Here is a 13901-nt window from a genome sequence, read left to right on the forward strand (position 1 = left end):
CGAGCGGGGAAGAAACCTGTGGCACAGGAAGTGCTGACTGACCTGAACAAGGTCCGCAACATCGGCATCATGGCGCACATCGATGCCGGCAAGACCACCACCACCGAGCGCATCCTGTTCTACACCGGTGTCAATTACAAGATCGGTGAGACGCACGACGGTGCGTCGACGACGGACTGGATGGAGCAGGAGAAGGAACGCGGCATCACGATCACGTCTGCCGCCGTGACTTGCTTCTGGAACAACAACCAGATCAACATCATCGACACCCCCGGCCACGTCGACTTCACGGTCGAGGTGGAGCGGTCGCTGCGCGTGCTCGACGGCGCAGTTGCTGTCTTCGACGGTAAAGAGGGTGTCGAGCCGCAGTCCGAGCAGGTTTGGCGTCAGGCTGCCAAGTACGACGTTCCGCGCATCTGCTTCGTCAACAAGATGGACAAGATGGGCGCGGACTTCTACTTCACAGTCCAGACCATCATCGACCGCTTGGGCGCGAAGCCGCTCGTTCTCCAGCTGCCCATCGGCGCTGAGGACGACTTCGACGGCGTCGTCGACCTGGTCGAGATGAAGGCCATCACCTGGCGCGGCGTGGTCCCGACGGGAACCGCTCCGACCATCGAGGAGATCCCCGCGGATCTCGTCGAGAAGGCTGCCGAGTACCGCGAGAAGCTGCTCGAGACGGTTGCAGAGTCCGACGAAGCTCTCATGGAGAAGTACTTCGGCGGCGAAGAGCTCACCATCGAGGAGATCAAGGGCGCCATCCGCAAGATGACGGTCGCCTCCGAGCTGTACCCGGTTCTCTGTGGCTCCGCGTTCAAGAACAAGGGCGTTCAGCCCATGCTCGACGCGGTCATCGACTACCTTCCGAACCCGCTGGACATCGGCGAGGTCATCGGCCACAAGCTCGGTGACGAAGAAGTAGAGATCACTCGCAAGCCGAGCAAGGACGAGCCGTTCTCGGCTCTCGCCTTCAAGATCGCTGCTCACCCGTTCTTCGGCAAGCTGACCTTCGTCCGCGTGTACTCGGGTCGTATCGATCCGGGTGCTCAGGTGCTCAACGCAACCAAGGGCAAGAAGGAGCGCATCGGAAAGCTCTTCCAGATGCACGCCAACAAGGAGAACCCGGTAGACGAGGCCGTAGCCGGCCACATCTACGCAATGATCGGCCTCAAGGACACCACCACCGGTGACACCTTGTGCGATCAGGCGAGCCCCATCGTCCTCGAGTCGATGTCGTTCCCCGCGCCGGTCATCCAGGTCTCCATCGAGCCCAAGACCAAGTCCGACCAGGAAAAGCTGGGCGTCGCGATCCAGAAGCTCGCCGAAGAGGACCCGACCTTCTCGGTCGAGCTCGACGAAGAGACCGGTCAGACCGTCATCGGCGGTATGGGCGAGCTCCACCTCGATATCCTCGTCGACCGCATGCGTCGCGAGTTCAAGGTCGAGGCGAACGTCGGTAAGCCGCAGGTTGCGTACCGCGAGACCATCACCAAGAAGGTCGAGAAGCACGACTACACCCACAAGAAGCAGACGGGTGGCTCGGGCCAGTTCGCAAAGGTCATCATCGCTCTGGAGCCTTTCGTGGGCGAAGACGGTGCTACCTACGAGTTCGAGAACAAGGTCTCCGGTGGACGTATCCCGCGCGAGTACATCCCCTCCGTGGATGCCGGTGCGCAGGACGCGATGCAGTACGGTGTTCTCGCCGGCTACCCGCTCGTGAACCTGAAGCTGTCGCTGCTCGATGGTGCTTACCACGACGTCGACTCCTCGGAAATGGCGTTCAAGGTTGCCGGTTCGCAGGCACTGAAGGAAGCCGCCCGCAAGGCCGGCCCCGTCATTCTCGAGCCGCTCATGGCTGTCGAGGTCACAACGCCCGAGGAGTACATGGGCGACGTGATCGGCGACCTCAACTCCCGCCGTGGCCAGATCCAGGCCATGGAGGAACGCAGTGGTGCCCGTGTCGTGAAGGCGCTGGTTCCGCTCTCGGAGATGTTCGGTTACATCGGTGACCTGCGGTCGAAGACCCAGGGCCGAGCGAACTTCTCCATGGTGTTCGATTCCTACGCAGAGGTTCCCGCGAACGTCTCGAAGGAAATCATCGCCAAGGCGACGGGCGAGTAAGCACAGCGAGCTCCCCAGCCCGCGCCGGCAAGTAACCTCGGTTTCTTCCGGCACGAAGCACGACCTAGTAACAACCAACCGCACTGCTGCATACGGCAAGCAACAACAGTCCAGGAGGACACAAAGTGGCGAAGGCGAAGTTCGAGCGGACGAAGCCGCACGTGAACATCGGCACCATTGGTCACGTCGACCACGGCAAGACCACGACGACGGCGGCCATCACCAAGGTTCTCGCGGATGCATTCCCCGACCTGAACGAGGCTTCGGCCTTCGATCAGATCGACAAGGCTCCCGAGGAAAAGGCTCGTGGCATCACGATCAACATCTCGCATGTTGAGTACCAGACGGAAAAGCGCCACTACGCGCACGTCGATGCACCGGGTCACGCCGACTACATCAAGAACATGATCACCGGCGCAGCTCAGATGGACGGCGCTATCCTCGTCGTCGCAGCTACCGACGGCCCGATGCCCCAGACGCGCGAGCATGTCCTGCTCGCTCGCCAGGTTGGCGTTCCTTACATCCTCGTCGCCCTGAACAAGGCCGACATGGTTGACGACGACGAGATCCTCGAGCTCGTCGAGATGGAGGTCCGCGAACTGCTGGCCGCTCAGGAATTCGACGAGGAAGCCCCCGTCATTCCGATCTCGGCACTCAAGGCACTCGAGGGTGACCCGAAGTGGACGCAGTCCATCCTCGACCTGATGGCTGCTGTCGACGAGTCCATCCCGGACCCGATTCGTGAGACCGAGAAGCCCTTCCTCATGCCCGTCGAGGACGTCTTCACGATCACCGGCCGTGGCACCGTTGTCACCGGTCGTATCGAGCGTGGCGTTGTCAACGTCAACGAAGAGGTCGAGATCGTCGGCATCAAGGAAACCTCGACCAAGACCACGGTCACGGGTATCGAGATGTTCCGCAAGCTGCTCGACTCGGGCCAGGCCGGCGACAACGTCGGACTGCTCGTTCGTGGCATCAAGCGCGAAGATGTCGAGCGTGGACAGGTTGTCGTCAAGCCGGGCACCACGACTCCCCACACGGAGTTCGAGGGCCAGGCATACATCCTGTCGAAGGACGAGGGCGGCCGCCACACCCCGTTCTTCAACAACTACCGCCCGCAGTTCTACTTCCGTACCACGGACGTTACGGGCGTCGTGACGCTGCCTGAGGGCACCGAGATGGTCATGCCCGGTGACAACACCGAGATGTCCGTCAAGCTGATCCAGCCTGTCGCCATGGACGAGGGCCTGCGCTTCGCAATTCGCGAAGGCGGCCGTACGGTCGGCGCCGGCAAGGTTGCCAAGATCATCAAGTGAGACTCTTGTCTCGCTAGCTGATTCACAGCACTGAAAAAGGCGCTCATTCCCTTCGGGGAGTGAGCGCCTTTTCTGTGTCTTCCATCGGTTGGCCTGTGATCGAGTGTTCGGTGATCGGGTGCCTGCGTGGTTCTTACTTACTTGTTGGCTTCCACCCGGTCGAGGTGCAGCAGAACCTGTACTGCGACGGTCGAGCCGTCCAGGCTGCGCCTGGTTGCGCCGGCGATACGTTCGGCCGAAGCGGTGAATCCGGCGACGTCGATCGACGGATCTGCAGTGACGACAATCGACAGCGTCGGCAGTCCGCGATCGACCGTCGCTTTGCTCTTGGTGCTCCGCACGCCGGTCAGCTGAGCGAGCTCGGCCGCTACGCCGTCTGCGACGGGTCCGAGATCCACGCTGACGTCGGTACCGGATTCGTTGTGCCGCAATGTGACTGCGCTTGTGCGGCGCCGGCGAAGGTTCAGGTACAACAGCCCGAAACCGGCGAAGACACAGAGGACGAAGGTGCCCGACAGTACCCAGTGCCACCACGGCTCCTCCGGAAGGCCGAAGAGGACCTCCCGATCGAAGCGTGACACCCAGGTTCGAATCAGCGACGCGCCCGCGTCCCACGCGATGGCGTATGCGCCCGCCGCGAGGAGTGCGATTCCGACGATGAGGACGATGATCCGATCGACCGCGGAGATCCAACGGTTCACGAGGCGTCCTTTCGTCGTACTACAGTTTCTCGCACGACAACCGAAAGTTGCAGTGGCCGCTGCAGTATCGCGAGGTGGGGCCGAACCGCCGCGTCGACGGCTGCGGCAAGTTCAGCTCGATCGCCACCGGTCGATTCGATGTGGACCTTGACGTGTTTACGGTCGACGCTGGTGTGAGCCGAGCCGACGCCGGGAACGACCGCTGCGTGGCTACTGCACAGACGTGCAATGTCAGTCGGCCGCATCCACACCGTCGATGCGCTCGGGTTCCCGAGTGGGACATGGGTTTTCGCACGGCGTTTGATCGCCGACATTATCAGGACAACACCCGCGACAACGGCAGCGATTGCCACCGGAAGTAGCCACGGTTGCCAGTGCAGACGAGACGTCCACTCCACGGAGTTTCGGATCCAGGGTGCCGATTCGAAAGTTCCACGGTTGATGAACCATTCGCGCGAGACGACGAAGGCGAGTGCGAGTAGACCACACGCGATGACGACGGCCGAAACCGCGGCCGCCGGGTTCGCAGAGGGGACCCGCGGCGGAATCGGATCCGAGAGTGCCTGCTGTGCCGGGCCCTCCGCGATCTCGACGCCGGAAACACAGGAGTCGTCAGAACCCTCGGTTGCCGCGATCATCACGTTCATGTCGTGGAGTGGAAGCCCGGTCAGCGATTCGACGCTGCGACCGACTTCCGTTCGCACCCGGCCGGTCAACTCGGTGACCGAACACGGCCAGGACACGGCGAGGAAGAGATTGATCGCGACGGCGTCGCTACCCATCGAGATGTCGGCTCGCGGAAGATCGCGTCCGGTCAGGCGGGTCAAGCCACCGGACTGGCGGACCACCCCCGGGACGTTCACCGCTGCGGCCGTGGCGATCTTGGCCATCGCACGGTCCTTGATGACCAAGGAGCCGCGTAGGCCAGGATCGTCCGCTGCGCTGGGATCGGACGGCTCAGCCACGGCCACGGCTTCGGAGGATCGCGCCGAGGTCGAGATGTCCGTCGCGGTGTGCTCCGATCGCCATACCGGCGGCGCCGAGCAGGACTGCGAAGACGAAACCGCTGAACCCACCCATGATTCCGGCGAGTGCGAGGAGCAGACCGACCAGCAGTCCGACGGTGGTGCTGTTCATGTCAGTTCCCTTCTCGAATGTTCGGTGCAATGTCTGTGACGGTGGCAGGCTCGGTGACTGCGTTTTCGGCATCAACGGGTAGATATCCCGCTGTCGACAGGTCGCCGACGGTCACGTTCACCGGTACGTCGACCAATCTCGCCACCACCGCTCGTACGCGCTCGGCGACGCTGCGAACGTCGGCCGGATAGTGAACGGAAATGTGTACAGCACAGGAGTTTTCGTCGACGACGACGCCGGTGATGCGGCGTCCGGGGAGGTAGGTTCCGACTTCGCCGAACTGTCCTCCGTGCAGATCTGCCACTTCCGGGATGGCAAGAACCGCGTCGGCGACTACCTCGGCCGCGTCGATCTCGCGGCCGGCGTCGGCGGTACTCACTGAACCCTCGGCTTGGCTTCCGGATCGGTACTGCCGCCGCTCTCTGCATCCTCGAAGAGCATGACGTCGAAGACGGTGATGTTGACCTCGGTGACCTCGAGACCCGTCATGCTTTCCACTGCGGCAATGACGTTGCGGCGGATACCTACCGCCAGTTCGTGGAGTGCGACGCCGTACTCGGCGACAATGCCGATGTCGATGGCGGCTTGTTTCTCGCCTACCTCCACCGCCACGCCCTGGGCATGGTTGACGCGGGCGCCCGGTATGCGGTCGCGAAGTGCCCCCACCGCACGCGCTGTGCCCCCGCCGACGTCGTACACGCCGTTGATCTCGCGGGTCGCGATACCGGCGATCTTGGCGACCACGGCGTCGGCGATGATCGTCTTACCCTGGGTGCTGACTAGTTCCGCGCCACCGTCGGCGCCGAATCGGACGCTGTTCTTTTCACTGGAATCGCTGGTCATGGGGGCTCCCTGCTCATGTGTCAGTGCGTGCGTCTGAAGTACCTCCAACTGTAGTGACTGGTAGGTGACCATGCGGGATGCACCACACCTACTCCGGCATTTGGTATGGCAGAGTCGGAGGCAAATAGTGACGGCGTTCATAGTGAGCGCTGCAAGTGACGTGGGTCGGACAGGGTGGTACGTGGTGGCACGGATAGTGATCGTGGGTGCGGGTTTGTCGGGACTGCGGACCGTCGAGGAACTGCGACGAGCGGGTTTCGAAGGTGAATTGACGCTCGCGGGTGGGGAAACGCATCTGCCCTACGACAGGCCTCCGTTGTCGAAGGAAGTGATCCGCGGCGACAAGGACGAGACGACCTTGCGTCCGGCCGAGTTCTACGTCGAGAACAAGGTCGATCTCAAGCTCGGTTCGCCGGCAACCTCGGTGGACACGGTCGCCAAGTCGGTGGCGTTCGCCGACGGATCCACCCTGGACTACGACGAGTTGGTCATCGCGACCGGACTGACTCCGCGTCGCATCGCCGGCCTTCCGGAGTTGTCCGGAGTGCACGTTCTGCGCTCCATCGAGGAAGCGTTGGCCCTCCGCGCCGACCTTGCTCCCGGTAAGCGTGCGCTGATCGTCGGGGCCGGCTTCATCGGCTGCGAACTGGCCGCGAGCATGAAGTCTCACGGCGTCGACGTCGTGTTGCTCGAACCCCAGCCGACGCCGCTGGCGTCGGTGCTCGGCCCCACCGTCGGCGCCCTCGTCGAACGTCTGCATCGGAACGAGGGCATCGACGTCCGAGTCGGTACGGGCTTGACCTCGTTGTCCGGCGACGGAGCGGTTGCCGCTGCGACCTTGAGTGACGGTTCGGAAATCCCGGTCGACGTGGTCGCGATCGGAGTCGGTTCGGTGCCGGTCACGGAATGGCTCGACGGTTCGGGGATCGAACTCGACAACGGAGTGCTCTGCGACGGCGTCGGCCGCACCAGCACCGAACACGTCTGGGCGGTCGGCGACGTCGCGTCCTGGCAGATCGGAGATCGACGCAAGCGTGTCGAACACTGGACCAATGCTGGGGACCAGGCCAAGATCCTGGCGGGAGCGATCACCGGAACGGGTGATCCGGACGCGCCGGCGCAGGTTCCGTACTTCTGGAGCGATCAGTACGACGTCAAGATCCAGGCATTGGGGACCGTCGCACCCACGGACACCGTTCACATCGTGAAGGACGACGGCCGAAAGTTCGTCGCCTACTACGAGCGCGACGGTGTGCTGGCAGCTGTCGTCGGCGGCGGTAGCGCGGGAGCTGTGATGAAGATGCGCGCGAAGATCGCAGCCGGCACGCCCATCTCGGACGTGTTGGAGTCCACACCGGCCTGAACGGATGAGGCAGGACCGGTTCCGAGACGATAGATTTGTGCGGTGATCGTTGCACTCATCGACTCGGGACTGGGCCTGCTCCCTACCTCTGCGTGGCTCAGACGCCTGCGCCCGGATCTCGATCTTGTGCTGTCCCTCGATCCGGACGGCGCCCCCTGGGGGCCCAAGCCCGAGGAGTGGGTCGTCGACCGGGTACTCGGTGCGGTGCGGCGGAGCCTCGATCGTGGGGCTCAGGTCATCGTTCTTCCATGCAATACCGCGAGCGTCACCGCTCTCCCACACGTCCGCGAACTGGTCGGACCGGGTGTGCCGGTCATCGGAACGGTGCCCGCGATCAAGCCCGCGGCCGCCGCGTGCGATTCAGTGGCGATCTGGGCTACCGCCGCGACGACTGCCAGCCGGTACCAAGCCGATCTGATCGAACAGTTCGGCAACGGCGCCAAGGTCGTCGGGGTGCCGTGCCACGGCCTGGCCGATTCGATAGACCTCGGTGATCGTGCAGCCGCACTTGCAGCCATCGAATCCGCAGTGGCCCGGACGCCGGACGACGTCAACGGCGTTGTCCTCGGCTGCACGCACTACCCACTGCTCGCGGACGAAATCGCAGCGCGGCTACCCGCCGGTGTCACACTCTTCGACAGTGCCGAAGCCGTTGCACGACAGACCCTGCGGCGGATCGACGGGCTCGGTGACGCGGGTGAAGGATCGGGAACCGTCGAGGTTTTCGTGAGTGGTCGTCCGGGCGCGCTACCGCCCAGCGCCGAAGCCTTCGACGCCGGGCGGTTGTTGGGCGCGATCAAAGCCTGATCCAACCTGTATTCAGCCATTCATCAACGGGCAGCTACTCCGCTCTGTCAATGGGCGGCTACGCCGCTCCGTCAATGTGCGGCTACGCCGCCGTGACCCCCGTGATGCATCCGCGCACTCATCACCGGCATCGCACTCACCGCGACCACAACGGTCAGGACCCCGACCACCCAGGCCGTCCACGACGCACCGCGTAGAGCGTCGAAGCTCATGACCCAGGGTGAAATGAACATCAAGACGCCGAAAACGCCCATCGCGTAATCCGCCATGGCCATGTCCGGACGTGCCATGTGCGCCAGACCCGACAGTGCAACCAGGACACCCAGGACGACGAGTGACCACATTGCCCGATCGGTGGTGTCGAGCCACATCGGCGAGAGAGCCGCAAAGACGCCGAGAACCACCGCGACGGCATCTTGCATTCGATTCCACGACTTCATGACGAGACCTCCAAAGACGAGAGTGTGTCCACCTGTAGTACACGCCCGCGGCAGATCGAGATCAACTCTCCGCCAATTGCATTCGCGTTGCAGTTAGAGGCGATGTGGAGGCTCGAATATCAAGATTTGTGACTATTCGTCCGGATTGCCACGAGCCCGCGCGGAGCGCTGGCCGCGATATGTCCCGAGAGTGCCATGAGGGTGAGAGTGGTGAATGCGATAGCGGCGGTGATCATGGGTGGTCCTTTCACTGACTGTCCTCGAGTGTCGTCTGCCGACCTGTGGCCGAGCAGGGCACACGGTGTGAGGACGCTGAGAGAATCGAAGAGTCCGCACAGACGACCCGTGAGAAGGTTCTGGGGTGACGCAATCGAGTGCTCAGGACGTGATCGAACAGTTGGCCGACCTCGCGGATCCCGCGGATGCCGTCCAGCTACAGAAGTTCTTCAAGACAGCGCCGGGGGAGTACGGCGAGGGTGACGTCTTCATCGGCGTGCGAGTACCGAAGACGCGTTCGGTGGTGAAGAAGCATGTCGGTCTCGAGTTGCCTCAGGTACGCCTCCTTCTCGACAGCGACGTCCACGAGCATCGCTTGGCCGGTCTGTTGATCCTGGTTGCTCGATTCGAAAAGGTCAGTCGCCCAAGTTTTTTCGACGACGAGAGTCGCGCCCGCATCGCCGACTTCTATCTCAGCGCTGTCGAGGACGGGCGGGTGAACAATTGGGATCTCGTGGATTCGTCCGCCGGACAGATCCTCGGCGGCTGGCTGTACGACCGAGATCGCCGGCTGATCTTCGAGCTTTCCGATTCGGGTGACCTGTGGCGACGACGGGTGGCGCTGCTGACGACGTACGGATTCATCACTCGCGGCGACGGGTCGACCACGCTCGAGCTTGCCGCGCAGGTGCTGGGTGATCGACGAGACTTGACCCAGAAAGCGATGGGCTGGATGCTCCGCGAGGTGGGCAAGCGGGTGGACCGGGATTTGTTGACCGGTTTCCTCGCGAAGAATGCAGCAGACATGGGACGCACGGCACTGAGCTACGCGTGCGAACACCTGACCGCAGACGAGCGAGCGCACTTCCGGGCGGCCCGCTAGCGAAGTACCGCTCGGTAGGTTGTGGGACGATTCTCGGTATGCCCGCCACCCGTGTCGAGGCGTCTCGAATTGTGACGATCGGTTCACTGATCGCTGCCGGCGTCGCAGCTCTGTGTTATCTCGTGTACTCCGTTCGAGCCGTCGAACCCGTTGATTTTCTCGTCTACCGCTACGCTGCCCAGGCGTTCGCAGCGGGATCGAACATCTACGAGGGCAATCTGACCGGCCCGTTGATCGTCGACGAGGGTATGCCGTTCACCTACACCCCATTCGCGGTGATCTTCCTCTGGCCGACTGTCCTCTTCGACTGGTGGACTGCCTATCTGCTGTGGTCGGGATTGTGCATCGCGGCGTTGGTGTGGACGGTTGCGAGGTTCACTCCCGCTCGCGTCCCCAAGCGGCCGCTCGTCATGGCGGCATTGGTCCTGGCCGTGTCGGTGACCCCCATCGTCAGTGCGCACATCTCATTCGGCCAGGTGAACTTGGTGCTGATGGTGCTCGTACTGCTCGACGTGACTCGCCGAGAGGATTCGAGATTCGGCCGGTGGTTTCCGCGAGGACTGCTGATCGGCGTCGCGGCCGCGATCAAGCTGACTCCGGCTCTCTTCATCGTCTACTTCGTCGTCACGAAGCAGTGGCGACTCGCGATCTGGAGTTCGATCGGATTTGCCGCGGCGACCGCCGTCGCAGCAGTGGTGGACCCGGCCGTCAGCTGGACCTTCTGGTCGGACGTCGTCTGGAACCTCAGCGACCGGGTGGATTTGAGCGGGCAGGCGATCGCGAGTGCCGGTAACAGTTCGCTGCAGGGCGGACTTGCCGCGCTGGGCCCATGGACAGCGTCTCTGGCGATGCCGTCGACCGTGCTGTGCGCGGGGGTAGCGCTATGGATCGCCCGAGATGTCTATCGCGTCGGGCGAGCGGTCGATGCGGCGTTGGTGATCGGCTTGAGCGCGCCGATTCTTTCGCCGATCAGCTGGATTCACCACTGGGTGTATCTCGTGCCTGCTGCCGTCACGGTTCTCTTTCGGCTTCGATCGCCGCTGCAGTTCGGTGCGGCCGCTCTGGGGTTGGCCATCGTCTACTGCGGGCCGAGTATGGGACAGCAGTTCATCGAGACGTCGCCGCTCCTGCTGCCGTTCGGGTTGCTCCTTCGTGAGGGCTTCCTGATCGTGACCCTGGTGCTGATTCTTGCGCTGTGGCGGTTGCCCACAACGGCGCCTGCGTGGGTTTCGCGGCGGGACTCGGAAGATGACTCGGGAGATGACTCGGGAGACTCCGAACATGACAAAGCCCCCGATTCCGCAGGGAATCAGGGGCCGTCATGCATCGAAGCAGGGTTCAGAACTCGATCTTCAGGTGATCGGTGATCGGCTTCGCCTGGCAACCGAGGATGTAGCCGTTCGCCACGTCCTCGGCGTCGAGGATCTCGGAGTTGTCCATCTGAACTTCGCCTTCGGTGACGGTGCAGGCACACGACCCGCACTCGCCTTCCTGGCAGGAGTACGGCACGTCGAGGCCCTTGGCGAGCATGATGTCGACGAGCGTCTGCTTGCGCGGCCAGACGAGGGTGTGGGTTTCACCGTCCAGTTCGACCTCGACGGTTGCGGCGTCGGCTGCTTCCTCGTCGGAGACCTCGGCTACCTCGACGTCACGGAACGGGTCACCCGCGAGTGAATTGAAGACCTCGGCGTGAACCTGCGTGCGGGGCATGCCGGCCTCTGCCAGTGCCTTGTGGACGGCGTCCATGAAGGGGCCCGGACCGCACATGAAGGCCTCGTACGCGACAAATGGCTTGGACAGTGTCGCCAACTGTGAGACGGCGGGGAGTCCCTGCACGGTTTCGATCCAGTGGACAACGGTGAGGCGGCCGGGGTGTTGCGCTGCCAATTCGCGAAGTTCGGCGCCGAAGATGACGGACTTCTCGTCGCGATTCGCGTAGATCAGCACGACGTTGCCGCTGCCCTGCGTGAGGGCGGACTTGAGGATCGAGATCACCGGAGTGATACCGCTGCCTGCACCGAAGAGCAGGAAGTCGTGATCGAGCGACTTGGGCGTGAAGACACCTGACGGCGGCAGCACCTCGATGGTGTCGCCGACCTGGAGCTTGTCGCACAACCAGTTGGAGCCGTAGCCGTCGACGGTTCGCTTGACGGTCACCTTGGGGGCGTCGTCGGTGAAGGGTGAACTGGCCAGCGAGTAGCAGCGTGCGACCGAGCCGGTCTGATCACTCGGGATGCGCAGGGTCAGGAATTGACCTGGCTTGTAGTCGAACTTGTCCTTCAGTTCTGCGGGAATCTCGAACACCAGCGACCGGGCGTCGGAAGTCTCTTCGATGACTCCGGACACGGTGAGTACCGCCGATCGCGAGCTGTGCGGTACCTCGACTGTCGTCATCGCGAAGCTAGTCCTCTCGTGAAGCTGGGTAAAGCGCAGGTCAGTGAAGTGCAACATCTAGAACGTGTTCTAGTTCAATGTTAGCAGTGATGAAAAGCTACTGGGGATCGTAGTCGCCGAGCAACACGTTCCCGATCAGCGGGAACCATGGCGGTCTGATCCAGCCGTCCTGGCAGTCCGGGGTGGCGTCGACCTGCCCGAACGGGCGGTTCGTGAGCGGCGTCCGGGCGGTTGAGCTGCCGAAGTCTGTGCACGGGCTGTTTGTCGGTACACAGTGGGAACCAGGTGAGACGCCGGTCACAAAGATTCGGCTCGAATCCCTCCCGCAGTCACATTCGTGCACATCCCTGAGGAGATACCGATGGCTATCGAGCTCAACCAGATCTGGGACTTTCCCATCAAGGAGTTCCACCCCTTCCCTCGCGCCCTGATGGGTGTGGGCGCTCACGACATCATCGGGGTGGAGGCCAAGAACCTCGGCTTCAAGCGCACCCTTCTGATGACGACCGGTCTGCGCGGTTCGGGCATCATCGAGGAACTCGTCGGCAAGATCGAGTACCAGGGTGTCGAGGTCGTGCTCTACGACAAGGTCGAGTCGAATCCCAAGGACTACAACGTCATGGAGGCCGCGGCTCTCTACCAGAAGGAGAAGTGCGACTCGATCATCTCGATCGGCGGTGGTTCGAGCCACGACGCCGCCAAGGGCGCTCGCGTCGTGATCGCACACGACGGTCGCAACATCAACGAGTTCGAGGGCTTCGCCAAGTCCACCAACAAGGAGAACCCGCCCCATATCGCCGTATCCACCACGGCCGGAACGGGTTCCGAGACGTCGTGGGCGTACGTCATCACCGACACGTCGGACATGAACAACCCGCACAAGTGGGTGGGCTTCGACGAGGCGACCATCGTCACCCTGGCGATCGACGATCCGCTGCTCTACTACACCTGCCCTCAGCATTTCACCGCGTACTGCGGCTTCGACGTACTCGCGCACGGCAGTGAGCCTTTCGTGTCTCGTCTCGATTTCGCGCCTTCGCTCGGTAACGCGATCTACTCGGTCGAGTTGGTCGCGAAGAACCTGCGCGAGGCCGTCTTCGAGCCGCGCAACCTCAAGGCCCGCGAGGGAATGATGAACGCGCAGTACATTGCCGGGCAGGCCTTCAACTCCGGTGGCCTCGGCATCGTTCACTCGATCTCGCACGCGGTCAGTGCCTTCTTCGACAGCCACCACGGTCTGAACAACGCCATCGCGTTGCCGCGTGTGTGGGAGTACAACCTGCCTTCGCGCTACGAGCGCTACGCCCAGTTGGCCGGCGCACTCGGTGTCGACACTCGCAACCTCACCACAGTTCAGGCCGCGGATGCTGCCGTCGAGGCTGCCATCCGTCTGGCCAAGGACGTCGGTATCCCCGACAACTTCGGTCAAGTTCGCACCGACTCGTACGCGAAGAACCAGATGAACACCAAGAAGTACGAGGGCCGTGGTGATGTCATCAAGGGTGACGAGAAGACTGTGCGCGCCATCTCCGAGCACATTCAGGACGACTGGTGCACCCCGGGCAATCCCCGTGAGGTCACCGTGGAGTCGATGATCCCGGTTGTCGATCACGCGATCAACAAGTCGTACTTCTAGCAGGGCCTTCGGCCCCGTGCGCCTTTTTGGTAGCCCGCACTACC

Annotated in this window: 14 protein-coding genes; 7 read left to right on the forward strand and 7 right to left on the reverse strand. The window is 62.8% G+C overall.

The annotated features are described in order from the left end of the window. The first annotated feature begins 18 nt into the window (after nt 1–18). Nucleotides 19–2121, forward strand: coding sequence for an elongation factor G (gene fusA, locus M0639_RS08750; RefSeq protein WP_007728394.1), 2103 nt, complete (start codon nt 19–21; stop codon nt 2119–2121). Between the two features lie 125 nt (nt 2122–2246). Then, nucleotides 2247–3437 carry an elongation factor Tu gene (gene tuf / locus M0639_RS08755; RefSeq protein ID WP_003941926.1) on the forward strand — a complete coding sequence of 397 codons (1191 nt, stop codon included), beginning with the start codon at nt 2247–2249 and terminating at the stop codon, nt 3435–3437. A gap of 137 nt (nt 3438–3574) precedes the next feature. Here tuf and M0639_RS08760 read toward each other — a convergent pair whose 3' ends face one another. The 5 genes from M0639_RS08760 to M0639_RS08780 are packed head-to-tail and all read right to left on the reverse strand — an operon-like array spanning nt 3575 to nt 6118. Then, nucleotides 3575–4138: a hypothetical protein gene (locus tag M0639_RS08760; protein WP_054187810.1), complete on the reverse strand. Its 564-nt coding sequence runs from the start codon at nt 4136–4138 to the stop codon at nt 3575–3577. Further along, complete coding sequence (locus M0639_RS08765; protein WP_007728390.1) at nt 4135–5109, reverse strand: Asp23/Gls24 family envelope stress response protein; 975 nt, start codon at nt 5107–5109, stop codon at nt 4135–4137. The genes M0639_RS08760 and M0639_RS08765 overlap by 4 nt, the downstream gene beginning before the upstream one ends. Beyond that, nucleotides 5096–5275, reverse strand: coding sequence for a hypothetical protein (locus M0639_RS08770; RefSeq protein ID WP_003942043.1), 180 nt, complete (start codon nt 5273–5275; stop codon nt 5096–5098). Before M0639_RS08770 ends, M0639_RS08765 begins: the two co-directional genes overlap by 14 nt. Before the next feature lies 1 nt (nt 5276). Further along, nucleotides 5277–5654: a hypothetical protein gene (locus M0639_RS08775; RefSeq protein ID WP_042453130.1), complete on the reverse strand. Its 378-nt coding sequence runs from the start codon at nt 5652–5654 to the stop codon at nt 5277–5279. After that, nucleotides 5651–6118: an Asp23/Gls24 family envelope stress response protein gene (locus M0639_RS08780; RefSeq protein ID WP_003941912.1), complete on the reverse strand. Its 468-nt coding sequence runs from the start codon at nt 6116–6118 to the stop codon at nt 5651–5653. The genes M0639_RS08775 and M0639_RS08780 overlap by 4 nt, the downstream gene beginning before the upstream one ends. Before the next feature lie 127 nt (nt 6119–6245). Here M0639_RS08780 and M0639_RS08785 point away from each other — a divergent pair, with 127 nt between their 5' ends. Together M0639_RS08785 and M0639_RS08790 are read left to right on the forward strand one after the other, a co-directional pair. Continuing rightward, nucleotides 6246–7481 (forward strand): NAD(P)/FAD-dependent oxidoreductase, encoded by a 1236-nt coding sequence (locus M0639_RS08785; RefSeq protein ID WP_231783095.1) that lies wholly within the window; start codon nt 6246–6248, stop codon nt 7479–7481. A 42-nt stretch (nt 7482–7523) separates the two neighbouring features. Beyond that, entirely contained in the window at nt 7524–8288 is a 765-nt protein-coding gene (locus tag M0639_RS08790) for a glutamate racemase (protein WP_042921015.1), read from the forward strand. Between the two features lie 71 nt (nt 8289–8359). On the opposite strand, the gene M0639_RS08795 is transcribed toward M0639_RS08790, so the two are convergent. After that, complete coding sequence (locus tag M0639_RS08795) at nt 8360–8728, reverse strand: SPW repeat domain-containing protein (RefSeq protein ID WP_003941901.1); 369 nt, start codon at nt 8726–8728, stop codon at nt 8360–8362. Nucleotides 8729–9089: 361 nt separating this feature from the next. Here M0639_RS08795 and M0639_RS08800 point away from each other — a divergent pair, with 361 nt between their 5' ends. Beyond that, nucleotides 9090–9827, forward strand: coding sequence for a DNA alkylation repair protein (locus tag M0639_RS08800; RefSeq protein WP_064074180.1), 738 nt, complete (start codon nt 9090–9092; stop codon nt 9825–9827). A gap of 38 nt (nt 9828–9865) precedes the next feature. Then, on the forward strand, nt 9866–11194 hold the full coding sequence (locus M0639_RS08805) for a glycosyltransferase 87 family protein (RefSeq protein WP_064074179.1): 1329 nt from the start codon (nt 9866–9868) through the stop codon (nt 11192–11194). Here M0639_RS08805 and M0639_RS08810 read toward each other — a convergent pair. After that, on the reverse strand, nt 11166–12221 hold the full coding sequence (locus M0639_RS08810; RefSeq protein ID WP_054827751.1) for a ferredoxin--NADP reductase: 1056 nt from the start codon (nt 12219–12221) through the stop codon (nt 11166–11168). The genes M0639_RS08805 and M0639_RS08810 overlap by 29 nt on opposite strands. 361 nt (nt 12222–12582) lie before the next feature. Here M0639_RS08810 and mdo point away from each other — a divergent pair, with 361 nt between their 5' ends. Beyond that, nucleotides 12583–13857 carry an NDMA-dependent methanol dehydrogenase gene (gene mdo / locus M0639_RS08815; protein WP_003942095.1) on the forward strand — a complete coding sequence of 425 codons (1275 nt, stop codon included), beginning with the start codon at nt 12583–12585 and terminating at the stop codon, nt 13855–13857. The last annotated feature ends 44 nt before the right edge of the window (nt 13858–13901 follow it).

The organism is Rhodococcus qingshengii JCM 15477 (assembly GCF_023221595.1).
GTDB lineage: Bacteria > Actinomycetota > Actinomycetes > Mycobacteriales > Mycobacteriaceae > Rhodococcus_F > Rhodococcus_F qingshengii.

Excerpts from the sequence above, each read along its gene's own strand:
- M0639_RS08770 (WP_003942043.1), bottom strand. The coding sequence starts at position 5,275 with ATGAACAGCACCACCGTCGGACTGCTGGTCGGTCTGCTCCTCGCACTC.
- M0639_RS08795 (WP_003941901.1), bottom strand. The coding sequence starts at position 8,728 with ATGAAGTCGTGGAATCGAATGCAAGATGCCGTCGCGGTGGTTCTCGGC.
- M0639_RS08810 (WP_054827751.1), bottom strand. The coding sequence starts at position 12,221 with ATGACGACAGTCGAGGTACCGCACAGCTCGCGATCGGCGGTACTCACC.
- mdo (WP_003942095.1), top strand. The coding sequence starts at position 12,583 with ATGGCTATCGAGCTCAACCAGATCTGGGACTTTCCCATCAAGGAGTTC.
- M0639_RS08780 (WP_003941912.1), bottom strand. The coding sequence starts at position 6,118 with ATGACCAGCGATTCCAGTGAAAAGAACAGCGTCCGATTCGGCGCCGAC.
- M0639_RS08805 (WP_064074179.1), top strand. The coding sequence starts at position 9,866 with ATGCCCGCCACCCGTGTCGAGGCGTCTCGAATTGTGACGATCGGTTCA.